This is a genomic window from Streptomyces sp. NPDC055140 (assembly GCF_053607285.1).
Window position 1 is genome coordinate 352363 of record NZ_JBSGTG010000002.1, and the last position, 23730, is coordinate 376092.

Annotated in this window: 19 protein-coding genes and 1 tRNA gene; 11 read left to right on the forward strand and 9 right to left on the reverse strand. The window is 70.8% G+C overall.

From position 1 onward, the window contains the following. Positions 1–5 precede the first annotated feature (5 nt). Entirely contained in the window at positions 6–1391 is a 1386-nt protein-coding gene (locus ACWFR4_RS05420; RefSeq protein WP_453650959.1) for an MFS transporter, read from the reverse strand. A 282-nt stretch (positions 1392–1673) separates the two neighbouring features. On the opposite strand from ACWFR4_RS05420, the gene ACWFR4_RS05425 reads away from it, so the two are divergent. The 4 genes from ACWFR4_RS05425 to ACWFR4_RS05440 all read left to right on the forward strand — a co-directional run bounded on the left by ACWFR4_RS05425 (position 1674) and on the right by ACWFR4_RS05440 (position 6137). Next, on the forward strand, positions 1674–2897 hold the full coding sequence (locus ACWFR4_RS05425; protein ID WP_453650961.1) for an MmgE/PrpD family protein: 1224 nt from the start codon (positions 1674–1676) through the stop codon (positions 2895–2897). Then, the gene (locus ACWFR4_RS05430; RefSeq protein ID WP_453462517.1) at positions 2894–4126 is read left to right on the forward strand and encodes a CaiB/BaiF CoA transferase family protein; all 1233 of its coding nucleotides are present in this window, start codon (positions 2894–2896) and stop codon (positions 4124–4126) included. Before ACWFR4_RS05425 ends, ACWFR4_RS05430 begins: the two co-directional genes overlap by 4 nt. Further along, the gene (locus ACWFR4_RS05435; RefSeq protein WP_453650963.1) at positions 4123–5289 is read left to right on the forward strand and encodes an acyl-CoA dehydrogenase family protein; all 1167 of its coding nucleotides are present in this window, start codon (positions 4123–4125) and stop codon (positions 5287–5289) included. The genes ACWFR4_RS05430 and ACWFR4_RS05435 overlap by 4 nt, the downstream gene beginning before the upstream one ends. A gap of 104 nt (positions 5290–5393) precedes the next feature. Next, positions 5394–6137 carry a GntR family transcriptional regulator gene (locus tag ACWFR4_RS05440; RefSeq protein ID WP_453462512.1) on the forward strand — a complete coding sequence of 248 codons (744 nt, stop codon included), beginning with the start codon at positions 5394–5396 and terminating at the stop codon, positions 6135–6137. Positions 6138–6171: 34 nt separating this feature from the next. Here ACWFR4_RS05440 and ACWFR4_RS05445 read toward each other — a convergent pair whose 3' ends face one another. Together ACWFR4_RS05445 and ACWFR4_RS05450 are read right to left on the reverse strand one after the other, a co-directional pair. Further along, entirely contained in the window at positions 6172–8139 is a 1968-nt protein-coding gene (locus ACWFR4_RS05445; protein WP_453650965.1) for an oxidoreductase, read from the reverse strand. A 57-nt stretch (positions 8140–8196) separates the two neighbouring features. Beyond that, positions 8197–8805, reverse strand: coding sequence for a TetR/AcrR family transcriptional regulator (locus ACWFR4_RS05450; protein ID WP_453650967.1), 609 nt, complete (start codon positions 8803–8805; stop codon positions 8197–8199). A 198-nt stretch (positions 8806–9003) separates the two neighbouring features. On the opposite strand from ACWFR4_RS05450, the gene ACWFR4_RS05455 reads away from it, so the two are divergent. Continuing rightward, positions 9004–10470, forward strand: coding sequence for an APC family permease (locus ACWFR4_RS05455; protein WP_453650969.1), 1467 nt, complete (start codon positions 9004–9006; stop codon positions 10468–10470). On the opposite strand, the gene ACWFR4_RS05460 is transcribed toward ACWFR4_RS05455, so the two are convergent. Together ACWFR4_RS05460 and ACWFR4_RS05465 are read right to left on the reverse strand one after the other, a co-directional pair. After that, positions 10416–11144, reverse strand: a complete 729-nt coding sequence (locus ACWFR4_RS05460) for a Mut7-C RNAse domain-containing protein (RefSeq protein ID WP_453650971.1) — start codon at positions 11142–11144, stop codon at positions 10416–10418. The two genes, ACWFR4_RS05455 and ACWFR4_RS05460, sit on opposite strands and share 55 nt — an antisense overlap. Before the next feature lie 94 nt (positions 11145–11238). Then, positions 11239–11769, reverse strand: coding sequence for a hypothetical protein (locus tag ACWFR4_RS05465; protein ID WP_453650973.1), 531 nt, complete (start codon positions 11767–11769; stop codon positions 11239–11241). A 377-nt stretch (positions 11770–12146) separates the two neighbouring features. Between ACWFR4_RS05465 and ACWFR4_RS05470 the strand changes: the two genes are divergently transcribed. The 3 genes from ACWFR4_RS05470 to ACWFR4_RS05480 are packed head-to-tail and all read left to right on the forward strand — an operon-like array spanning position 12147 to position 13989. Then, entirely contained in the window at positions 12147–12287 is a 141-nt protein-coding gene (locus ACWFR4_RS05470; protein ID WP_453650975.1) for a hypothetical protein, read from the forward strand. Next, entirely contained in the window at positions 12248–12751 is a 504-nt protein-coding gene (locus tag ACWFR4_RS05475) for a hypothetical protein (protein WP_453650977.1), read from the forward strand. The genes ACWFR4_RS05470 and ACWFR4_RS05475 overlap by 40 nt, the downstream gene beginning before the upstream one ends. Then, positions 12751–13989: an Ig-like domain-containing protein gene (locus ACWFR4_RS05480; protein WP_453651409.1), complete on the forward strand. Its 1239-nt coding sequence runs from the start codon at positions 12751–12753 to the stop codon at positions 13987–13989. The genes ACWFR4_RS05475 and ACWFR4_RS05480 overlap by 1 nt, the downstream gene beginning before the upstream one ends. Before the next feature lie 79 nt (positions 13990–14068). Here ACWFR4_RS05480 and ACWFR4_RS05485 read toward each other — a convergent pair. From ACWFR4_RS05485 to sucC, 4 genes are all read right to left on the reverse strand, one after another. Further along, positions 14069–14156: transfer RNA gene (locus tag ACWFR4_RS05485), tRNA-Leu, on the reverse strand. Between the two features lie 345 nt (positions 14157–14501). Next, a complete protein-coding gene (locus ACWFR4_RS05490; RefSeq protein ID WP_453468345.1) occupies positions 14502–16106 on the reverse strand; it encodes an aldehyde dehydrogenase family protein in 1605 nt (534 codons plus the stop codon). A gap of 110 nt (positions 16107–16216) precedes the next feature. Further along, positions 16217–17095, reverse strand: a complete 879-nt coding sequence (gene sucD / locus ACWFR4_RS05495) for a succinate--CoA ligase subunit alpha (protein WP_453650979.1) — start codon at positions 17093–17095, stop codon at positions 16217–16219. Positions 17096–17138: 43 nt separating this feature from the next. After that, positions 17139–18269 carry an ADP-forming succinate--CoA ligase subunit beta gene (sucC, locus tag ACWFR4_RS05500; RefSeq protein WP_453468343.1) on the reverse strand — a complete coding sequence of 377 codons (1131 nt, stop codon included), beginning with the start codon at positions 18267–18269 and terminating at the stop codon, positions 17139–17141. Between the two features lie 144 nt (positions 18270–18413). On the opposite strand from sucC, the gene ACWFR4_RS05505 reads away from it, so the two are divergent. From ACWFR4_RS05505 to ACWFR4_RS05515, 3 genes are read left to right on the forward strand one after another with little or no spacing between them, the layout of a single operon-like run. Continuing rightward, the gene (locus ACWFR4_RS05505) at positions 18414–20096 is read left to right on the forward strand and encodes a thiamine pyrophosphate-binding protein (RefSeq protein WP_453468342.1); all 1683 of its coding nucleotides are present in this window, start codon (positions 18414–18416) and stop codon (positions 20094–20096) included. Between the two features lie 12 nt (positions 20097–20108). Next, positions 20109–21350, forward strand: a complete 1242-nt coding sequence (gene frc, locus ACWFR4_RS05510) for a formyl-CoA transferase (RefSeq protein WP_453468341.1) — start codon at positions 20109–20111, stop codon at positions 21348–21350. A gap of 3 nt (positions 21351–21353) precedes the next feature. Beyond that, the gene (locus ACWFR4_RS05515) at positions 21354–23495 is read left to right on the forward strand and encodes an acetate--CoA ligase family protein (protein WP_453468340.1); all 2142 of its coding nucleotides are present in this window, start codon (positions 21354–21356) and stop codon (positions 23493–23495) included. The last annotated feature ends 235 nt before the right edge of the window (positions 23496–23730 follow it).

Here is a 23730-nt window from a genome sequence, read left to right on the forward strand (position 1 = left end):
GGTTCTCATTCTCCGATGCGTTGCGAAACGGATGCCGCGGAAGCCACCGGGGCCGCCGTGGCGTCGTGCAGGGTCTCCAGCGACCGGCCGCGCGTGTCGACGCCGAAGAAGAACACGGTGGCCGTGGCGACCAGCCAGCATCCCGCGATGAACACGAACACGGCGACGTAGCCGAGCCCCGGCGTGGTGTAGATCGCCGCGACGGCCAACGGCGCGATGACGTTGCCGATCCGGCCGACACCGTTGCCGAGCCCGGCGCCCGCCGTGCGCAGGCGGGTGGGGAAGACCTCGGGGGTGTACGAGTAGAGCACCGCGATGAACGTCTGGCTCAGCGCGGCGACGAGCGTGCCGAACACGACGACGGCCACGACGGACGAGCTGAGCCCGTACCCGATGCCGAGCACCGCGACCACGAGACCGAGCACCACCGCGAGGTGCTTGCGCGGGTAGCGGTCGATGAACGGCCAGGCGAGGAACGCGCCGGGCACCGCCCCGATGGTGGTGACCGCGGACATGGTCATGCTCTTCGCGAAGTCCTGGCCGTGGTCGGCGAGCAGCGTCGGCACCCAGGACTGGAACCCGTAGAAGCCGACGAGCCCGAAGAGCCACAAGGCCATGAGGGCTACGGTGTTGCGCCGCTGGCCCACGGCGAAGAGTTCGGTGAACCGGGGCCGGTCCGCCGGTGCGGGCGGCGCGGCGAGCGCATCGGCGGACGGCTCCCACTCGGGCACGAAGGCGCGCGTGACCTGCACGGCCTCGGTGGTCCGGCCGCGCGCGAGGAGCCAGCGCGGCGACTCGGGCAGGCGCATCAGGAGCGGTACGAGCAGGACGCCGAGGGCACCGATGACGAAGAGGGCGCGCCAGCCGCCGGGGTCGTCGGCGGTCAGGCCGCGGGCGGTGAACGCCACGACGGGGATGCCGATGAGGCCGGTGCCGAGCGCCGTCGCCTGGGCGCGGCCGCGGCGTGCGGCCGGGGTGACCTCGGAGAGGTAGGTGATCGCGACGGAGGTCATGGCGCCGAGGCCGAACCCGGTCGCGAAGCGGGCCGCGGCCATCGCGCCCACCCCGGTGACCAGCGCGTTGACCACGGAGGCCGCGGAGAAGAGCACCACGGACCCCGCCATGACCCGCCGCCGGCCCACGTGGTCGGCGAACCGGCCGCCGAGGATCGCGCCTGCCGCCATGCCGGCGAAGGCCAGGGCGGTGACGAACGCGATGTCGTCGACGGTGAAGAGGTGCGCCCGGCGGATGGCGGGCGCGGCGAACGCGAACGTGTTCAGGTCGGCGAGGTCGAAGAAGAACATGGCGCTGACAGTGAGCAGCACCCGCCGGTGCAGGGCACCGTGCCGGGCGCCGCTGAGCGCGGCGAGCAGGGGATGCGCATCGCCCATGCGAGACCTCCGGGGGACAGGCGGTCGGACAGCCGGCGGACAGGTGGATGGCCAGGTGCCCGGACGGGTGGCTGGACCGACCGCATGATGTGGCCGCCTCAATGGCGGATTGTGCCGTACAAAACGCGGCCCAGCGTCCGCCCCGCCGGGCGTCCCGTCAACCCCCCTGGGAAGAAGTCGCATGTGAAAGCTTTAAGTTGCCCTGCCGTAGCGGCATTGACGGCCCCTCTATTTGGCCGTACAAAGTAACCACGCAGTGCAGGACATGTACGAAGGGAAGCCATGCCGGCCATCGCGGAATCGCTCGCCGAGTGGGCGTACGGATACGAACCCGACGCCGAGGACCTGGCGCTCGCCCGCCGCTCCCTCCTGGACACGGTCGCGGTCACGCTCGCCGCGCGCGACCACCCGGTGAGCGCGCTGGCCGCCGAGCTGCCGGACGCGGCGCGCTGGGCCGCGGTCGGGCACGTCCTCGACTTCGACGACCTGCACATCGAGTCCACGACACACATCAGCGTCGTGATCGTCCCCGCGGTCCTCGCGGCGGGCGGCGACGCGCGCGCCTATCTGGCCGGGGCCGGCGTGATGGCCCGGCTCGGCACGCTGCTCGGCTGGTCGCACTACGCGGCCGGCTGGCACGCCACGTGCACGGCGGGCGCCCCCGCGGCGGCCGTCGCGGCGGGCGTCGCGTGGGGCCTCACGCCCGAGCGGCTGGCGACGGCCATGGCGCTCGCGGTGCCCGGCGCGAGCGGGGTCCAGGCCGCGTTCGGCACACACAGCAAGTCGCTCCAGGTCGGCTTCGCGGCGGAGGCGGGGGTGCGGGCGGCGCGCCTCGCCCGGGCCGGCGCCACGGCCGACCCACGGGCGGTCGACGCGTGGCTGAAGCTGGTGGGCGCGCAAGGAGCGGACGGCGCCGAGGAAGGTGCGCTCCACAGCGGCGGTCCCGCCGTACCCGGTGGCCTCGCCATCAAGATGTTCCCCTGCTGCTACGCGATGCAGCGCCCGATCGCGGCGCTGCGCGACCTGCGCGCCGAGTGCGGCCCCGACGACGTCACGGCCGTCCGCGTCACCACCCCGGGGGCCACCATCCACCCCCTCATCCACGACGACCCGGACACCGGGCTCGAAGGCAAGTTCAGCCTCCCGTACGCGGTGGCGACAGCCCTGCTCGACGGCTTCCCCGGCTTCGGGGCCTTCACGGACGACGCGGTGGGCCGGCCCGAGGCGCGGCGCCTGATGGGCGCCGTCGAGACGGAGCGCACCGAGGGCGGTGCCGGGCTCCTCGACGGCGAGGTCGACCTCGCGGTGACGCTCACCGACGGCCGGGTCCTGCGGTCCGCCCTCGCCCATCCCCCGGGCTCGCCCCGACGTCCGCCCACGGACGGGGAGTTGGTGGAGAAGTTCGTCGCGTGCGGCAGCGACGTACCCGCTCTGCTCAAGGACACGACCTGGGAGTCGGCCCGCGCCCTGCTCCTGACCGAACTTCCCGGGAAGGACCCCGCATGACCGAGCCGCTCCCCCTCGAAGGCATCACGGTCGTCAGCCTGGAACAGGCCGTCGCCGCGCCCTTCGCCACCCGCCAGCTCGCCGACCTCGGCGCCCGCGTCATCAAGGTCGAGCGTCCCGGCGGAGGCGACTTCGCCCGCCGCTACGACACCACGGTGCACGGCCAGGCCAGCTATTTCGTGTGGCTCAACCGCTCCAAGGAGTCCCTCACCCTGGACCTCAAGTCGCAGGAGGGCCGGGACATCCTGGAGGAACTCCTTGCGGACGCTGACGTGTTCGTCCAGAACCTCGCCCCGGGCGCCGCCGACCGCCTGGACCTCGGCCCCGCCGCGCTCCAGGCCCGCCACCCCCGTCTGATCCCCTGCACCATCAGCGGGTACGGCACCAGCGGCTCCTGGTCGCAGCGCAAGGCGTACGACCTGCTCGTGCAGTGCCAGACGGGGCTGCTCTCCATCACGGGCTCGCCCGACGAGCCCGCCCGCGTGGGCATCTCCGTCGCCGACATCTCGGCGGGCATGTACGCGTACAGCGGCGTGCTCTCCGCCCTCTACACGCGGGCCACCACCGGCCGGGCGCCCGCCGTCGAGGTTTCCCTCTTCGAGGCGCTCGCCGAGTGGATGAGCCAGCCCGCCTACTACACGCGTTACGGCGGCACGCAGCCACCGCGTATCGGCGCCCAGCACGCCACGATCGCTCCCTACGGCCCGTTCACCGCCTCCGACGGGAAGGAGGTGCTGCTCTCCATCCAGAACGAGCGCGAGTGGCAGGCCCTGTGTTCCACGGTCCTCGGCCGTCCCGAACTCACCGACGACCCCCGCATGGCCACCGGCGCCGACCGCGTCGCCCACCGCGACGAGGTCAACGCGGCCGTCTCCGCGCGCTTCGCCGAGCTCGGCAGCGAGGACGCCATGGCGCTCCTCGACAAGGCCGGCATCGCCAACGCGGGTGTGAACTCCATCGCCGAGTTCCTCGCCCACCCGGCCCTCGCCGAGCGCGACCGCTGGCGCGACATCGCGGTGCCGGGCGCGCAGGGACCCGTACAAGCATTGCTCCCCCCGGCGGACCTCTCCGGCGTCACCCCCCGGATGGACCCCGTCCCCGCCGCGGGAGAGCACACCGAACGGATCCTCACCGCCCTGGGCCGCAGCGCCGCCGACATCGAGCGACTGCGGGCGCAGGGCGTCATCGACACCACGCACGACCACGAGCAAGGAGCGTCCACGAAGTGAGCACCCTCGACACCCTCTCCTCCGACGAGCAGCTGATCGTCGAGACCGTGCGGAACTTCGTGGACCGCGAAGTCAAGCCGGTCGTACGGGAGTTGGAGCACGCCAACACCTACCCCGAGGTGCTCATCGAGCAGATGAAGGACCTCGGCATCTTCGGCCTGGCGATCCCCGAGGAGTACGGCGGCACGCCCGTCTCCACGCCCTGCTACGTGCTGATCACGGAGGAGCTGGCGCGCGGCTGGATGAGCCTCGCCGGGGCCATGGGCGGCCACACCGTCGTCTCCAAGCTGCTGCTGCACTTCGGCACCGAAGAGCAGAAGAACCGCTACCTGCCGAAGATGGCGACCGGTGAGATCCGCTCCACGATGGCCCTCACCGAGCCGGGCGGCGGCTCCGACCTCCAGGCGATGCGCACGGTCGCGCGGCGCGACGGGGACTCGTACGTCGTCAACGGCGGCAAGACCTGGATCACCAACTCCCGCCGCTCGCAGCTGATCGCGCTGCTGTGCAAGACGGACCCGGCGGCCGAGCCGAAGCACCGCGGCATCTCCATCCTGCTCGCCGAGCACGGCCCGGGGCTCAGCGTCTCGCGCGACCTGCCCAAGCTCGGCTACAAGGGCGTCGAGAGCTGCGAGCTCACCTTCGACGACTACCGGGTCCCGGCCGACGCGCTGCTCGGCGGCGTCGAGGGCAAGGGCTTCGGGCAGATGATGAAGGGCCTGGAGACGGGCCGCCTCCAGGTCGCCTCGCGCGCGCTCGGCGTCGGCAGGGCCGCGTTCGAGGACGCGCTGCGCTACGCGCAGGAGCGCGAGACGTTCGGCGAGCCCATCTACAAGCACCAGTCGATCGGCAACTACCTTGCGGACATGGCGACTTCGCTCACCGCGGCGCGCCAGCTCACGCTGTACGCCGCCCGCGAGGCGGACGCGGGCCGCCGCGTCGACATGGAGGCGGGCATGGCCAAGCTCTTCGCGTCGGAGACGGCCATGGAGATCGCCCTGAGCGCGGTCCGTATCCACGGCGGCTACGGCTACTCGACCGAGTTCGACGTCGAGCGCTACTTCCGCGACGCGCCCCTGATGATCGTCGGCGAGGGCACCAACGAGATCCAGCGCAACGTCATCGTGCGCCAGCTGGTCTCCCGCGGCGGTCTGGACGTCTGACCTGCGCACCGTCTTGTACGGCCATTAGACTCACGGCACAGGCAGGGCGGTGAACGGCAGACATGACGCGTACGACACGCACAGAGCGGACGAGGGGGACACAGATGGCGGCCCCCGGGCGTGACAGCGCCTACGTACGCCTCGCGCGCGAGCTGCGCGAGGCGATCCTGCGGCACGACTACCCCGAGGGGGTGCGGCTGCCCACGGAGGCAGAGCTCGCCGCCTCGCACGGGCTCAGCCGGCAGACCGTGCGGCGCGCCTTCCAGGACCTGGTCACGGAGGGCCTGGTGCACCGGGTCCCGGGGCGCGGCACGTTCGCGGCGCCCCGCGAGGAGCAGTATCTGCGGCAGTTCGGCTCGGTCGAGGACCTCATGGCGCTGTCCCTCGACACGACGATGCGCCTGGTGTCGCCGCTGCGCCGCCGGGTCGACGTGGACGCGGCGGGCAGGCTGCGCGTCGGCTCCGACCGCGTGGACCACCTCTCGTTCCTGCGGCTGCACGAGGACACCCCGTTCTGCCTGACGACGGTGCATCTGCCGCCGGACGTGGGCGCGCTCGTCGCGGACCGCCCCGAACTGACGGAGGCGGGCACGGACAGCCGCGTCACCATCATCGGCCTCCTCGACGGCCGGCTGCCCGAGCCGATCGCCGAGGCGGAGCAGTCCGTCACGGTCGCCCTCGCCTCGGCCGATGTGGCGGCGCACCTGGACTGCCCGCCGCAGCATCCGCTGCTCCGGATCGACCGCCTCTACCTGTCGGCGTCGGGCCGCCCGGTCGAGCTGGCCGTCAGCCACTTCCTTCCGGAGCACTACTCGTACCGGGTGCGGCTGCGCCGCCATCCGCGCTGAGGCACGCACGGCGGCCGGTGACCGGGCGCGTGTCTCAGAGCGACGACGCGACCGTCAGCCCCTCCAGTACGGCCTCCTCCACGGTCCGCGGTGACACGCAGTCCCCCGCCATCAGGACCTCACCCACCCGTCCGTTCGCCAGGCCGGCGAGCTCACCCACGGGGTCGTGCCCCTGGGCGAGGACGACGGCCGCGACCCCTTCGATGATCACCGGCTCCTCGGTGAGGGTGTGCTGGAAGTACGCGGTGTCGGCGTCGACGCCGTAGGGACGCACCGTCGGCACGGTCTCGACGCCGGCCCGCGCGGCCTCGGCGAGCATCGAAGCGCGCACGTACTGCTGAAGGTGTTCACCCGCGCCGAAGCCCGTCGTACACAGCGTCACCTTCCGTCCCTGGCCCGCGAGTTGGACGGCCACACCGATCCCGATCCAGTCACCGCGCCAGTCCGCGACTACGATCCGGCCCTTGGGCACGTCGGCGGTGCCGCGGACGACGTCCCAGGCGTCGAGGACGACGGGGTCGTCGAGGAGTTCGAGCGCCGGCCGTCGCGGCACCGCACCCGTGGCGACGATGAGCGTGTCCGCCTCTTCGCGGTCGAGCAGCTCGGCATCGACGCGTGACCCGGTGACGATCCGCGCCCCGGCCCGCCGGGCCTCGCCCTCCAGATTGGTGATCGCACCGCCGAACTCGGCCCTTCCCGGCAGGAGTTGGGCGAGCAGCACCTGGCCGCCGACGCGCCGGCCCGCCTCATGCAGGGTGACGTCGTGCCCACGGGATGCGGCCACGGCGGCGGCCTTGAGCCCGGCCGGTCCGCCGCCCGCGATGAGGACCTTCCGGCGCCTGGTGGGCAGGGGCAGCCGCGTGAACCGGCGCTCCCTGCCGGTCTCGGGGTGCTGGATGCAGGAGATCGGGTAGCCGCGCTGGAAATGACCGATGCAGGCCTGGTTGCAGCCGATGCAGGCCCGGATCTCCTCCGTGCGGCCGTCGCTCGCCTTGCCGGGCATGTCAGGGTCGCAGATCAGGGCGCGGGTCATGGCGCACACGTCGGCCTGGCCCCCCTTGATGATCTGCTCGGCCTCCTGGGGCTGGTTGACGCGCCCGGCGACCATGACCGGCACATCGACCGCCGCCCGCACGCGCGCCGCGAGCGGGGCGGTGTATCCGGCGGGCTGCGTCATCGGGGGTGCGATGTGCACGGCGCCGGAGATCGTCGCCGACGACCCGGCGCAGACGCTCACATAGTCGACGAGACCCTCGCGGTCCAGCCGGGCGGCCGCCTCGACGGCGAGCTCGGCGGTGAGGCCGTCATGGCTCAACTCGTCTCCGGAGATGCGCAGTCCGGCCACGAAGTCGGGTCCGGTGTGCGCCCGCACCGACGCGAGGGCTTCGCGCAGGAACCGCAGCCTGCCGTCCACGTCACCCCCGTACCCGTCGGTGCGCACGTTGACCTGCGGGTTGAGGAACTGGGCGGGAAGGTAGCCATGGCTGGCGACCACTTCCACGCCGTCGAGCCCGGCGGCGCGCAACCTGCGGGCCGCCGCACCGTACCCGTCGACGACTTCGCGTATCTCGGTCCCGGTCATGGCGCGCGGCATCACATGGAAGCGCTCGCTGGGCGTCGCCGACGCCGACCAGGCGACGGGCGCGGAGCCGTCGCGCGACTCCAGGATCTCGCGCCCCGGGTGGAAGAGCTGCCCGAAGACCTTGGCGCCGTGCCGGTGCGCCGCCTCGGCGAGCCGCCGGTACCCCTCGACACACGAGTCGTCCGTGGCCATGAGGACATGCGTCGTGTACCGCGCCGTCTCGTGAACTCCCGCCACCTGTACGACGATGAGCCCGACACCGCCCTCGGCGCGCGCCTCGTGATAGGCGACCAGATCGTCGGTGACCTGCCCGCCCTCGACGAGGACCGTGTCATGGCCGGAGGACAGAACGCGGTTCTTCAGTGTCACGCCGCCGATGGCGAGCGGGCTGAACAGATGCGGGAATGCGGTCGACGTCATGGCGCGGTGCCTCCTGTGAACTGCGGCTCTGATGGAGTGAGTTGAGAGGAAAACAGCTCAGTCGCGTACGCCGAGGACCGAGCGGGCGGTGGCGAGGATGACGGCGGCGTACCCCTCCGCCCCCATGCCGCTGCCCGACGCCACGGCCATGTCGCAGCCGTCGACGGCGGCAAGCACGGAGCGCACCGCGACGTCGGTGGACACGACGGGCACGAACTTCCCCGCGGAGACACCCGATTCGGCGATGCCGAGGACGAGCTCGCGCCAGTCCTCGTGGGCGCGGCGCACCCCGTCGCGCAGCTCGGGCCTGCGGGCGGCGCTCGCGCAGAACTCGGTCCAGGTCGCGCACCGGCGCTGGAGGTCGGGGTCGTCGGCCAGTTCGCGTACGAGGAGTTCGAAGCGGCGCCACGGGTCGGGCTCGGCGGACGCGCCCTTGCGCCAGCGGGCGATGAGCTCGCCGATCGACCACTCGAAGGCCTCGCGGAACAGCAGGTCGCGTGTGTCGAAGTAGTGCTGGAGCAGCCCGATGGACACGCCGGCGCCGCGCGCCACGTCCCTCATGCGTGCCGCGTCGAAGCCGCGTTCGGCCATGACCAGGGCGGCCGACCGCAGAATCCGCTCGCGCTGCACCTCGCCCGCGTCGCCGCCGCTCTCCTTCTCCCCCATGCCCGCCCCTCGTCTCTGTGCCGGTCACTCCGGAACCGCTCGCCCGGGAAACCGACCCCTCTGGAATTGGCCACTGCCGGACCCCTATCCCGGCCAACAATAACCAATTATTGTGACCGCCGACACAGCACGACGGCATCTCTTTTCTGCCGCACCGGACCTTCTCCCGTCAGTCCCCGACCGAGACAGGTGGCCCCCTTGAGCCAACAGCTGCACAAGTCCCTGACCTGGCGCGACGGCCTCGCCATCGCCATGGTGATCCCCAACGGCCTGCTCCTGACGGTGGGTTACACCGTGGGTGCGATCGGGGGCTGGACGGCGATCACCATCTGGTGCGTCGGGGCGCTCGTCGCGTTCGCGCAGAACATGCTGTTCGCCGAGACCGCCGCGATGTTCCCCGGCATGTCCGGCGGCATCAGCAGGTACGCCACCGAGGGCTGGAAGCGCTACTTCGCCCCGCTGGGCGCCGTGGCGTCGTACGGCTACTGGATCGGCTGGTCGTTCAGCATCGCGGTCAACGGCGCGGCGATCGGCCACCTCATCACCGCCCAGTGGTTCCCGCACGCCCCGTCGATCCCGTTCCCCGGCCACCGCATCGGTCTCCCGGAAGCGCTCGCGGTCCTGGCCATCGCCGGCGGCTGGGCCTGCAACTACTTCGGCGCACGGCTGGCCGCGAGCGTCTCCAAGGCCGTCGCGGCCCTGGTGATGTGCGGTCTGGCGGTGGTCGTCATAGCCCCGTTCCTGCGCCCGGGGAGCTGGGACGCGTCACGCCTGACCTGGTACCACGGCGGAAGCTGGATGACGCTGATCGTGTGGTTCTACGTCACGGCCTGGACGACGTACGGCACGGAGATCTGCGCGTCGTTCGCCCCCGAGTACCGCGACACGGCGCGCGACACCGCGAAGGCCCTGCGGCTGACGTCCCTCATCTCGCTCGGCGTCTTCTTCGTCGTCCCGCTCGCGACGGTCGGCAGCGTCGGCGAGGCGACACTCCGCTCGGACCCGGTCGGCGCGTTCGCCACGGCCTTCACCCAGGCACTCGGCGGCTTCTCCGACGTCGGCGTCCTCATCCTGATCGTCTCGATGTTCTTCGGCATGGTGTCGTGCACGGCGGACGGGGGCCGGGCGCTGTACGGCCTGGCGCGCGAGGGCATGACCGTGCGGCAGCTCGACAAGGTGAACCGCTGGGGCGTGCCGGGCCGGGCCCTCACGCTGGACGCGCTCGTCAACGCGGCGATCGTGGTCCTGCTCGGCGAGCCCCTGAGCATCCTCATCGCCAGCAACTTCGGCTATCTGGTGGCCATGACGCTCGCGGTCGCCGGCTTCCTGCTCCTGCGCAAGGACCGTCCCGACTGGCCCCGCCCGATCCGCCGCGCCCGCGCCTGGATCCCGGTCGCCTGGGTCATCCTGGCGTTCAACGTCGTGATCGTCTCGGTGGGCGTCACGCACCCGTCCCTCGCGGGCTACGGGGGCGCGACGGAGTCCTTCCTCGCGGTCGGCATCCTGCTGATCTCGGTGGTGCTGTACGCGTACCGCAGGGTGGTCCAGGACGGGGAACGGATCGCCTGGCGCATCGAACCGCCGCTGGTGCCGGCGGACGAGGCAGCCCCTCAGCTCCCGAACTCGGCGACCGCACGTCCCACGATCCGCTCCAACCGGTCGTGATGGGCACCCCGCCAGTACACGCGCCCGCACGCGCGGCACTGGGCGAACACGTCGTACGTGCCGCGCGTCCCGCCTTCGAGCAGGTCGGCCACGTCTGCCTTACGGGCTTCCTTCAGCAGCCCGTTGCAGGCGGTGCACCGGGTCCAGGGGTGCAGCTCGGGCGCGAACCGGCCCAGTACGTCGCGTAGTTGCTCGTCGGGCCGGTCGCTGTAGATGTACGCGCCGGCCCACAGCTCACGCCGCCGCAGCAGCCCGCGGTCCCGGCTGAGCATGACGCGCCGCTCGGCGGCGGAGCGGGTCGCCAGCGCGGGGTCGCCGATGTCCGTGGACTCGTACGCGGAGTCGACCCCGAGCAGCCTCAACCGCCGTGCCAGCGTGCCGAGATGGACGTCGAGCAGGAACCGCAGCGGCGCTCCCTCGACCCGCTGCGGCCGGACGACGGCCCGGACCTCGACCCGCTCCCCGGCCACGGGAACGTGCCCGGCGGCCACCTCGCGCCCGTCCACGACCAGCGCCCCGACCTCCGTCAGCGGCACGCCTAGCGACTCGATCACATGCCCCAGCGTGGACACGCCGTCGGTGACGAGCGGGACGGCCGCGCCCCCGCGCCGCGCATGCGGAACGAACAGCTCCAGCTCGGGCACGACGCTGACGAAGATCTCCGGTCCGTTCATCGGCTCAGGATGCCATGGGCGCGAGGGCGGGGACCTGGGGTTTTCCCCTCGCACGAAGCTGGATCCGCCGCGCGCCGAACCCGAGCCGACCGCGTCAGCAGCCGCGCCCCCTCGGCTCGAACTTCACGCGCGCGTGCTCGCTCTTGTTCTGGACCTCGCTGTACGTGGCGGGGCTGACCCGGAACCAGAGGTCGTCCTTGACGGCCTTCCCGTTCACGTCGTCGAGCCGCACACACCACCGCTCGGTCCGCACGACGCGCGTGTACCTCTCGCTGCCCTTACGGACCTTGTGGCACTGCTCGTAGCGCTCGGTGGTGTACCAGGTACGCGTCCTCTTACGCTTGCCACTGCCGCTGCGCGAGGTGTGCCTGACCTTCCGGGTGGCCGGATCGCACTCCTTGACCATGTGCGCGCGGGTGCCCCTGACGGTCTTGCGCGGAAGGTGGCGGACGGCGTCGTAAAGCCCGCGCACCTGGTCGGAGTGCGGCTTGGAGTACGCACCGCCGCCCATGCCGCCACCCTTGCCGCCACCGTGGGCGTCACCCTTGTCCGCACCACCGCCGCACGCACTGAGAACGGCCACGAGCATCAATGTCAGGCCGGCGAGTACCGGGCGCTGCTTCACGGACAGTTCTCCTCTTCAGGGGGCTCACACACCAGTGGTGTACACGTCATACATCGCGCCGCAGCGTATCCGATCACGCGTAGTGCTCAGCGCGCTGCCTGGCCGACGAACGCCGCCCGTGCCGCCGGGCCACGACGAACTGCGGGCCTCTTTCTCCTACCCCACCGCCGAGCTCGCGACGACCGCCGGGGGACACGCGGCCGACGCCGAGGATCTGCGCGCCGCGCAACTGCTGTGGGCCACGATCGACAGCCCATGGGTACCGACGGTGAACGAGGAGAAGTGCCTCGCCAGCTTCACGACGCTGCGGTACAGGGAGCCCGAGCTGGTCCTCTCCACCCACCTGCCGCCGGCCCGGAGATCACCGGGACCACGATGTGAAGAAGATCGGCCTCAAGGCGGAGCTCCAGGCGGTGACGTTCCCTCAGTACTCGGAGCGCGTCTCCAAGCAGTCCACCATGCCGGACATCGCGCTCGCGTGGGACTTTCCTCTTACCCCGAGGCGGGTCCGCAGCTGAACCGTGAGTACAACTCGGCCTTCGCCGGGTCGACCAACTACACCTGGTACTCCGACCGGCAGGTCGACCGGTGCCTGAAAGAAGGGAACACCGCCCCGACCGCGAGCAAGGCGTGTGCGGCTTTCACCCAGGCCCAGAACAAGATCCTCGCCGATCACGCCCTGCTCTACATCGCCTACCCGGCGATCACCGTCCTGCCGGACGGGCGGGTCAAGAACATCCCGTTCTCGCCGACGCAGCGGGACTTCAACGTCGGGTTCCCGCGGAGGCTGAGTGCCCTGTCCCTGCCCCTGCCCCCTGTCCTCGTCCCTGCCGGAGAACGTGTCCGGCACGATGAGTTGCATTCGCCACAATTTGCCCATTTTCGATTGAATAAATGGATAAATGGTTCACTCGGGGCTGGTCGCTCTCCACTGGCGACCGGCCCCAGGCATTCGACGACCAGTGGACGGGAGACGGTTTGATCACGGTACGTAAGCGGACCACCGCTCTGACGGCTACAGCCGGCGTGCTCGGCGGCGTACTCGCACTCACGGCCCTCGGCGGGGCCAGCCAGGCCGCCACCGGAGGAAACGGCCATGGCGATCACCCGCACTCGCAGGCGTGGGGACAGCAGGCCGGCGCCCAGGACGCTTCCGACGCCCGAATAAAGATCACGCCCGGGCAAGGTGCCTCCCAGGTCGGGATCGACGACCCCGTCAAGGTCACCGTCAGCAACGGCAAGCTCACCAAGGTGGCCATGACCGCCGTCGCGACCGGTACCGAGATTCCGGGCACCCTGGCCGCGGACGGCACGTCCTGGCAACCGGACAAGCCGCTGGAGCGAGCCACCAGGTATCAGATCGCCGCGGAGGCCGCGGACGCCAAGGGCCGCTCCGCCACCGAGAACGCCTCGATCACCACGGTCTCCCCGGCGGGCGACTTCATCGGGCACGTCTCCCCCGAGGACGGCTCGACCGTCGGCGTGGGCATGCCGGTGACGGTCACCTTCGACAGGGCGATCAGCGACAAGGCCGCCATGGCGTCGAAGATCCAGGTGAGCTCCAGCAGCGGCCAGCGCGTCGCCGGTCACTGGCTCAACGACGGCCGCCTGGACTTCCGCCCCCAGAACTACTGGACGGCCGGCTCCACCGTCACCGTCAAGCTCACCGACCACGGCATCCAGAAGACGGTCGCGTTCAAGGTCGGCCGGAGCCAGGTCAGCACGGTCGACGCCAAAACGAAGCAGATGACCGTCGTACGGGACGGCAAGACGATCAAGACGATCCCGATCTCGTCCGGCAGCGATGAGCACCCGACGTACAACGGCCCGATGGTCATCTCCGAGAAGTACCGGCAGATCCACATGAACGGTGCGAGCGTCGGCCTCACGAAGAAGGACGGCAAGCCCTCGTACGACATCGAGGCCGTACCGCACGCCATGCGCCTGACCGACTCGGGCACGTTCATCCACGGCAACTACTGGGGTGCCGACTCGGTCTTCGGCAAGGTCAACACCAGCCACGGGTGCGTGGGCCTGAAGGACGCCAGGGCCGGCGACGACGGCACGCAGCCGGCCGCATGGTTCTTCGACCACTCGATGACCGGCGACGTCGTGATCATCAAGAACTCCACGGACCACACCAAGCTGGCCCCGGGCAACGGCCTCAGCGACTGGAACATGCCGTGGAGCGAGTGGGTCGCGGGAGGCGCGACCGGCTGACGCAGCGTCACTCCGCTCGCATCCGCGCAAGCGAGGGCCCCGACCGTCTGGTCGGGGCCCTCGCTTGCGTTATTACTTCTGGTGTCCGAGGGGGGACTTGAACCCCCACGCCCGATAAAGGGCACTAGCACCTCAAGCTAGCGCGTCTGCCATTCCGCCACCCGGACCAGGTGTCTGTCGCCCGGCCGGGGTGTTCCCCGCGGCGACATGGATAACAATACCAAAGCCTCGGAGTGCCTTTCACCTGCGTATCCGTCGCCTTGGCGGCACCTGCGGGAGGTCGGGAGCGGGGCCACTCACAGTCTCACCATGAGTAGCCGGTCCGTCACCGGACATCCCCGCGCGTGCGGCGGCCACGGGCTCTGTCGCCGCTGCCGGAGGCTGCCGACCGCGACTCCGGCACGACCGGCAAGGAATCGTGTGGGCGGCACCGCCGTGACGGTGCCGCCCACACGTCGGCCGGCCCGGCCGACGGCCCACCCCGCGCCCTCTGGCCCCCGCCCCCCGAAGGGCTACGGCATCAAGTGGTACTCGGGGAAGTTGCCCGGCAGGCGTTCTCCCTCCGGGCCCCTCGTCACCGCCCGCACCAGGAGCTCGCCACCCACGAACGCTCCCCGCCACGATGCTCCGAAGCCGCCGAACAGTTCGTCCCTGTCGCCGCGCGAGCGGGGCTTGCCGCGGCCCGTCTTGAAGGCACGGATCTGTGGGGCGAGGCGGTCGTACGTCGCGTCGTCGTCCGTGGAGAGGGTGGCGACCAGCGCGCCGTTGGAGGCGTTCATCGCGGCGAGCAGCTCCGCCTCGGTGTCGACCAGGACGATCGTGTCGACGGGGCCGAACGGTTCGGCGTGATGGAGGGGGGAGGAGGGGGGTGGGCTCAGGAGCGTGACCGGGTGGACGTACGCGCTCGTGTCCTGGCCGGGCAGGAAGCGGGCGGGGTCCGGGGCGCCTCGGTGCAGCGGCACGGCGCCGCGGTCGATGGCCTCCGCGACCTGGTCGGCGAGTTCCTTCGCCTTGGCCGCGTTGACGAGTGGGCCGAAGTCGAGCTGGGGGTAGGGGTCTTGGGGGTTCGCCACTGCCAGGGGGTGGCCGATGCGCAGCGTGCGTACGGCCGGGAGGTACGCGGCGAGGAAGTCGTCGAAGAGGCTGCGCTGGACAACGAAGCGCGGATACGCGGTGCAGCGCTGCTTGCCGTAGTCGAAGAGCTTGGGGATCACCGCGGAGAGCTTGTCCCAGTCGGAGTAGTTCCAGATGCCCCAGGTGTTGAGGCCCTCCTGTTCGAGGATGTGGCGCTTGCCGAGGTCGGCGACGGCCGTGGCGACGGCGGCGCCGGTGTCCCGGCCGCCGACGAACGAGACACAGCCGATCTCGGGGGCCCGCACCAGCGCTTCGGAGAGTTCGCCTCCGCTGCCGCTGACGAGGGTGACGGGGATGCCCTCGCGTGCGGCGAGCGCGCAGGCCAGGGTGAGGCAGGCGACGCCGCCGTCGGTGGGGGTCTTGGCGATGACCGCGTTGCCGGCGAGTGCCTGGACCAGGACCGCGTGCACGAGGACGCTCATCGGGTAGTTCCAGCTGGCGATGTTCGAGACGGGGCCGTCGAGCGGGGCGCGGCCCTCGACCATGGGTTCGATGCCGTCGACGTACCAGCGCACCCCGTCGATGGCGCGGTCGACGTCGGCCTGGGCGAGGCGCCAGGGCTTGCCGATCTCCCAGACGAGGAGGAGCGCGAGGAGTTCGCGGTGCTGGGTGAGGGCGTCGAGGGTGGCACCGACGCGGGCGCGGCGCTCGTCGAGCGGGATGTGCCGCCAGGCGCGGTGCTGGTCGAGGGAGGCGCGCACCGCCTGGTGGGCGGTGGCGGCGTCGAGGCGAGGCGGTCCGGCGATGGGGCTGCCGTCGACGGGGGTACTGGCGGGCAGGGCGCGGCCGTCGGCCTGCCAGGTGCCGTTCCACAGGTTGAGTACGCGGTCGTCGCGGAACGCCTCGGGGGCGACGGCGAGGCAGCGCTGCCAGGCGTCGTGCCAGGAGGTGCCGGCCTTGAGGGTGGTCGCCACGGGGGCGTCGGGGCCGGGGGTGTCGGGGCCGGGGGTGTGGTCAGTGGGATTGCCTGGGTTGTTCGCCATTTCGGGTTCTCCGCTCACGGTGCACAGTCGGGGCGGGGGGTGCATGGCTGGTGCGGGGTGGAGTGGGGAGGTTGCCCGGTGGGCTCGCTCCCCACTCCCGCTGTACGGCGTTACTGCGCCAAGCGGTCGAGGACCAGGCGGGCTGTTTCCGTCGGGGTGGAGCCGACGCGGACCCCGGCCGCTTCCAGGGCCTCCTTCTTGGCCTGCGCCGTGCCGGAGGAGCCCGAGACGATCGCGCCCGCGTGCCCCATGGTCTTGCCCTCGGGGGCGGTGAACCCGGCGATGTAGGCGACGACGGGCTTGGTGACGTGGTCACGTACGTAGGCCGCGGCGCGCTCCTCCGCGTCGCCGCCGATCTCCCCGATGAGGACGATCAGGTCGGTGTCCGGGTCGTCCTGGAACGCGGCGAGGCAGTCGATGTGCGTCGTGCCGATGACGGGGTCGCCGCCGATGCCGACGCAGGTGGAGAAGCCGATGTCGCGCAGTTCGTACATGAGCTGGTAGGTGAGGGTGCCGGACTTGGAGACGAGGCCGATGCGGCCCGCCTTGGTGATGTCGGCGGGGATGATGCCGGCGTTGGACTGGCCGGGGGTGATCAGGCCGGGGCAGTTGGGGCCGATGATGCGGGTGCCCTTCGCGGCGGCGTACGCGTGGAAGGTCACGGCGTCGTGGACGGGGATGCCCTCTGTGATGACGACGGCGAGGGGGATGCCCGCGTCGGCGGCCTCCGAGACGGCGGCCTTGGCGAAGACGGGCGGTACGAAGACGACGCTGACGTCGGCGCCGGTGGCCGCGATGCCCTCGGCGACGGAGCCGAAGACGGGGACCGCGCGGTCGTCGAAGTCGACGCTGCGGCCGGCCTTGCGGGGGTTGACGCCACCCACGACGTTCGTGCCGGCGGCGAGCATGCGCCGGGTGTGCTTCATGCCCTCGGCGCCGGTCATGCCCTGGACGAGGACCTTGCTCTCCTTGGTCAGATAGATCGCCATGTCCCGCTCTCCTTGGTCAGGTGGATCGCCATGTCCGGGCTCCTCAGTGCGCGTTGGCGAGTTCGGCGGCCCGGCGCGCGGCGCCGTCCATGGTGGTGGCCTGTTCGACGAGGGGGTGGGCGCGGCCGTCGAGGATGGCGCGGCCCTCCGCGGCGCTGTTCCCGTCGAGGCGGACGACGAGCGGTTTGGTCAGCCGGACGGACTCCAGGGCCTGGACGATGCCGTCGGCGACGGCGTCGCAGGCGGTGATGCCGCCGAAGACGTTCACGAAGACGGACTTCACCGCCGGGTCGGAGAGGATGACGGAGAGGCCGTCGGCCATGATCTGCGCGGAGGCTCCGCCGCCGATGTCGAGGAAGTTGGCGGGGCGGGCGCCGCAGCCCGCGACCACGTCGAGGGTCGACATGACGAGTCCGGCGCCGTTTCCGATGATGCCGACCTCGCCGTCGAGCTTGACGTAGTTGAGGCCCTTGGCCGCGGCGGCCGCCTCGAGGGCGTCGTCGTGGGGGGACTCCTGGGTGCCCCAACGCTCCTGACGGAAGCGGGCGTTGTCGTCGAGGGTGACCTTGCCGTCGAGGGCGAGGATCTGACCGCCGCTCGTCCGCACGAGGGGGTTCACCTCGACGAGTACGGCGTCCTCGCGGGTGAGGACGTCCCAGAGGCGGACCAGGACGTCGACGGTCCGGTCGGGGAGGCCGGCCGCCTGGGCGATCTGTGCGGCCTTCGCCGTGGTGACGCCCTCGGCCGGGTCGACCGGAATACGGGCGACGGCCTCGGGCCGGGTGGCCGCGACCTCCTCGATGTCCATGCCGCCCTCCGCGGAGGCGATGGCGAGGAAGCGTCCGGCCGCTCGGTCGAGGACGTAGGAGACGTAGAACTCGCTCTCTATGTCGACCGGTTGGGCCAGCATCACCTTGCCGACGGTGTGGCCCTTGATGTCCATGCCGAGGATCTGGCGTGCCGTCAGTTCGGCGGCGGCCGGGTCGGCGGCGAGTTTGACGCCGCCCGCCTTACCGCGGCCCCCGGTCTTCACCTGCGCCTTGACGACGACGCGGCCGCCCAGCCTGCGCGCGATCTCGCGAGCCTCCCTGGGTGACTCCGTGACCTCGGCTTTCGGCACCAAGATGCCGTGTTCTTCGAAGAGTTCCCTTGCCTGGTGCTCGTACAGGTCCATCTCGGCTCCTGCCGTAAAAGTGCCGCACGCCCCCTGGACACCACCCACCGGATGCGGGATAACAAGCTTCATACAGTATTCGTCGACTGTATGCAATGTACTGCGACAGCGCACGACTCCCCTACGAAGGGACAGGACTTCCTCATGCCCGACGACAGCCAGGAACTCATCTCCGGTGGTCATCTGGTCGCCAAGGCACTCAAGGCAGAAGGTGTGGAGGTCATCTACACCCTGTGCGGCGGCCACATCATCGACATCTACGACGGCTGCGTCGACGAAGGCATTGAAGTCGTCGACGTCCGTCACGAGCAGGTCGCCGCCCACGCGGCGGACGGGTACGCGCGCATCACCGGCAAGCCCGGCTGCGCCGTCGTCACCGCGGGCCCGGGCACCACCGACGCCGTCACCGGCGTCGCGAACGCGTTCCGCGCGGAGTCACCCATGCTCCTCATCGGCGGCCAGGGCGCGCACACCCAGCACAAGATGGGCTCGCTCCAGGACCTGCCGCACGTCGACATGATGACGCCCATCACCAAGTTCGCCGCGACCGTGCCGGACACCGCGCGCGCCGCCGACATGGTGTCGATGGCGTTCCGCGAGTGCTACCACGGCGCCCCCGGCCCGTCCTTCCTGGAGATCCCGCGCGACGTCCTCGACGCCAAGGTGCCGGTCGACAAGGCCCGCGTACCCCAGGCCGGGCAGTACCGGGCCTCGACCCGCTCGGCCGGTGACCCCGAGGCGATCGAGAAGCTCGCCGACCTCCTCGTGCATGCCGAGAAGCCGGCGATCCTGCTCGGCAGCCAGGTGTGGACGACCCGTGCCACCAAGGACGCCATCGAGCTCGTACGCGCCCTCAACGTGCCCGCGTACATGAACGGCGCGGGCCGCGGCACCCTGCCGCCCGGCGACCCGCACCACTTCCAGCTCTCGCGCCGCTACGCCTTCTCCAACGCCGACCTCATCATCATCGTCGGCACGCCCTTCGACTTCCGCATGGGCTACGGCAAGCGCCTCTCCCCCGACGCGACCGTCGTGCAGATCGACCTCGACTACCGCACCGTCGGCAAGAACCGCGACATCGACCTCGGCATCGTCGGCGACGCGGGCCTCGTCCTGAAGTCGGTCACCGAGGCCGCCTCCGGCCGGCTGAACGGCGGGGGCGCCAAGCGCAAGGAGTGGCTCGACGAGCTGCGGGCCGCCGAGCAGACCGCCCTCGACAAGCGCCTGCCGAGCCTGCGCTCCGACGCTTCGCCGATCCACCCGTACCGCCTGGTCAGCGAGATCAACGACTTCCTCACCGAGGACTCCATCTACATCGGCGACGGCGGCGACATCGTCACCTTCTCCGGACAGGTCGTACAGCCCAAGTCACCGGGCCACTGGATGGACCCGGGGCCGCTGGGCACGCTCGGCGTCGGCATCCCGTTCGTCCTCGCCGCCAAACAGGCGCGGCCCGACAAGGAGGTCGTCGCGCTCTTCGGCGACGGGGCGTTCTCGCTGACGGGCTGGGACTTCGAGACCCTCGTCCGCTACAACCTGCCCTTCGTCGGGATCGTCGGCAACAACTCGTCGATGAACCAGATCCGTTACGGCCAGAAGGCCAAGTACGGCGACGAGCGCGAGCGCGTCGGCAACACCCTCGGCGACGTCCACTACGACAAGTTCGCCCAGATGCTGGGGGGTTACGGCGAAGAGGTCCGCGACCCCGCCGACATCGCGCCCGCGCTCCAAAGGGCACGCGAGTCCGGGAAGCCCTCGCTGATCAACGTGTGGGTCGACCCGGACGCGTACGCCCCCGGAACCATGAACCAGACCATGTACAAGTGAGGAGCCCCTGCCATGACCACCAAGGCTCTTGAGGGCGTCCGTGTCCTCGACATGACCCATGTGCAGTCCGGGCCCTCCGCGACCCAGCTCCTCGCCTGGCTCGGCGCGGACGTGGTGAAGCTGGAGGCGCCGACCGGGGACATCACGCGCAAGCAGCTGCGCGACCTGCCGGACGTCGACTCGCTCTACTTCACGATGCTCAACTGCAACAAGCGGAGCATCACCCTCAACACGAAGACGGAGCGCGGCAAGGAGCTCCTCACCGAGCTGATCCGGCGCTCCGACGTCATGGTCGAGAACTTCGGCCCGGGCGCCGTCGACCGCATGGGCTTCACGTGGGAGCGCATTCAGGAGATCAACCCGCGCATCGTCTACGCCTCCATCAAGGGCTTCGGCGACGGCCCGTACACCAACTTCAAGGCGTACGAGGTCGTGGCGCAGGCCATGGGCGGCTCGATGGCGACCACCGGCTTCGAGGACGGTCCGCCGCTGGCCACCGGCGCGCAGATCGGCGACTCCGGCACCGGCATCCACGCCGTCGCCGGCATCCTCGCGGCGCTGTTCCAGCGCGAGAACACCGGGCGCGGCCAGCGCGTGAACGTCGCCATGCAGCACGCGGTGCTCAATCTGTGCCGGGTCAAGCTGCGCGACCAACAGCGCCTCACCCACGGCCCGTTGGCCGAGTACCCGAACTCCCAGGACACCGCCGAGGCGGACGAGGTGCCGCGCTCGGGCAACGCGTCCGGCGGCGGGCAGCCGGGCTGGGCGGTCAAGTGCGCGCCGGGCGGCCCGAACGACTACGTGTACGTCATCGTGCAGCCCGTCGGCTGGCAGCCGCTGAGCGAGCTGATCGGGCGGCCGGAGCTGGCCGGCGACCCCGAGTGGGCGACGCCGGAGGCGCGCCTGCCCAAGCTCAACAAGATGTTCCAGCTCATCGAGGAGTGGTCCTCGACGCTGCCCAAGTGGGAGGTGCTCGAGCGGCTCAACGCGCACAACATCCCGTGCGGGCCGATCCTGTCCACCAAGGAGATCATCGAGGACGAGTCGCTCGTCGCGAACGAGATGGTCGTCGAGGTGGCCCACCCGGAGCGCGGCACGTTCACCACCGTCGGCTCCCCCCTCAAGCTCTCCGACTCCCCTGTGGAAGTGGTCAGTTCACCCCTGCTCGGCGAACACAACGCCGAGGTGTTCATCGGGGAGCTGGGGCTCGGGGACGAGGAACTGCGCCTGCTCAAGTCGAACGGAGTGATCTGATTGATGGCCGAGGACCGTGAGCTCACGGTACGGGCGCTGCTCGAATCCGTGCGCGCGGAGGGCCGCAGCGCTCTCACCGCCCCCGAGGGCAAGGTGATCGCCGACGCGTACGGGATCTCCGTGCCCGGCGAGGAGCTGGCGAGGGACGTGGACGAGGCGGTCGCGTACGCGGCGCGCTTCGGCGGACCCGTCGTGATGAAGATCGTCTCCCCCGACATCCTGCACAAGACGGACGCGGGCGGCGTGGTCGTGGGCGTGGAGGGCGCCGCCGACGTACGGGCCGCGTTCTGCACGATCGTGAAGAACGCGCGGGCCTACGCGCCGGACGCCCGGATCGAGGGCGTCCAGGTGCAGGAGCTGCTGCCGACCGGGCCCTCCTCGCAGGAGGTCATCGTCGGTGCCGTCACCGATCCGACGTTCGGGAAGGTCGTCGCGTTCGGGCTCGGCGGTGTGCTGGTCGAGGTACTCAAGGACGTGACGTTCCGGCTCGCGCCGGTCGGCGCCGACGAGGCCGTGTCCATGCTGGACTCGATCCGGGCGGCCGAGGTGCTGCGCGGGGTGCGCGGTGCGCAGCCGGTCGACCGGTGGGCGCTGGCCGAGCAGATCCGCCGGGTGTCCCAACTGGTCACCGACTTCCCGGAGATCGCCGAGGTCGACCTCAACCCGGTGATCGCGACGCCGGAGGGCGCGGTCGCCGCCGACATCCGTGTGATCCTCGCCGACGGGGCGCCGAAGCAGCGGCGCACGTACTCGCGCGAGGAGATCCTCAGGTCGATGCGCCGGCTGATGCAGCCGCGCTCGGTCGCGGTGATCGGCGCGTCCAACGAGCAGGGCAAGATCGGCAATTCGGTCATGCGCAACCTCATCGACGGGGGTTTCTCCGGGGAGATCCATCCGGTGAACCCCAAGGCCGATGACATCCTGGGCCGCAAGGCGTACAAGAGTGTCACGGACGTCCCGGGTGAGGTGGATGTGGCGGTCTTCGCGATCCCCGCCAAGTTCGTGGCCTCGGCCCTCGAAGAGGTGGGACGCAAGGGGATCCCGAACGCGGTCCTGATCCCCTCCGGGTTCGCGGAGACCGGTGAACAGGCCCTCCAGGACGAGATCGTGGCGATCGGCGAGCGGTACGGCGTACGCCTGCTCGGGCCGAACATCTACGGCTACTACTCGACGTGGCAGGACCTGTGCGCCACGTTCTGCACGCCGTACGACGTGAAGGGCGGGGTGGCGCTGACCTCGCAGTCCGGGGGCATCGGCATGGCGATCCTCGGCTTCGCGCGCACGACGAAGACCGGTGTCTCCGCGATCGTCGGGCTCGGCAACAAGTCGGACCTGGACGAGGACGACCTGCTCACGTGGTTCGGCGAGGACCCCAACACCCGGTGCATCGCCATGCACTTGGAGGACCTGAAGGACGGGCGGGCCTTCGTGGAGGCCGCGCGGGCGACGGTGCCGAAGAAGCCCGTCGTGGTCCTCAAGGCGGGGCGCACCAGCGCCGGCGCGAAGGCTGCCGGTTCGCACACGGGAGCCCTCGCGGGCGACGACGCGGTGTACGACGACATCCTCAGGCAGGCCGGCGTCATCAGGGCGCCGGGGCTCAACGAGATGCTCGAGTACGCGCGGGCACTTCCCGTGCTGCCGACGCCCAAGGGCGACAACGTCGTCATCATCACCGGCGCGGGCGGCTCGGGTGTGCTGCTCTCGGACGCCATCGTCGACAACGGCCTGACCCTGATGGAGATCCCCGAGGATCTGGACGCCGCCTTCAAGGCGTTCATCCCGCCCTTCGGCGCCGCGGGCAACCCGATCGACATCACGGGCGGTGAGCCGCCGTCGACGTACGAGGCGACCATCAGGCTCGGCCTTGAGGACCCGCGGATCCACTCCCTCGTCCTCGGCTACTGGCACACGATCGTCACCCCGCCGATGGTTTTCGCGGAGCTGACGGCGCGGGTGGTCGAGGAGTTCCGCGCGCGGGGCATCGAGAAGCCCGTGGTGGCGTCACTAGCGGGCGACGTCGAGGTCGAGGAGGCCTGCCAGTACCTCTACGAGCGCGGGGTCGTGGCGTACCCGTACACGACCGAGAAGCCGGTGGCCGCACTCGGTGCGAAGTACCGGTGGGCCCGTGCGGCGGGGCTGTTGTGATGCCCGCACCAGCCGGCGAACCGGCCGGGGGTCCGGGGGTTGCCCCCGGACGAAACACCGCCCGGTGGGCCCGTGCGGCGGGGCTGTTGGGGGGCGGTTCATGAGGTGACCGGACTGGGGGCCGGCCGGCGGTGCGCGCCCGCCCGCCCCCCCCACCACCAGACACCCACAACAAATATTAGGCGGGGGCCCGGGCCGAAAAAAAGAACCAAAAGGGGGGAGCCAACATTAACAC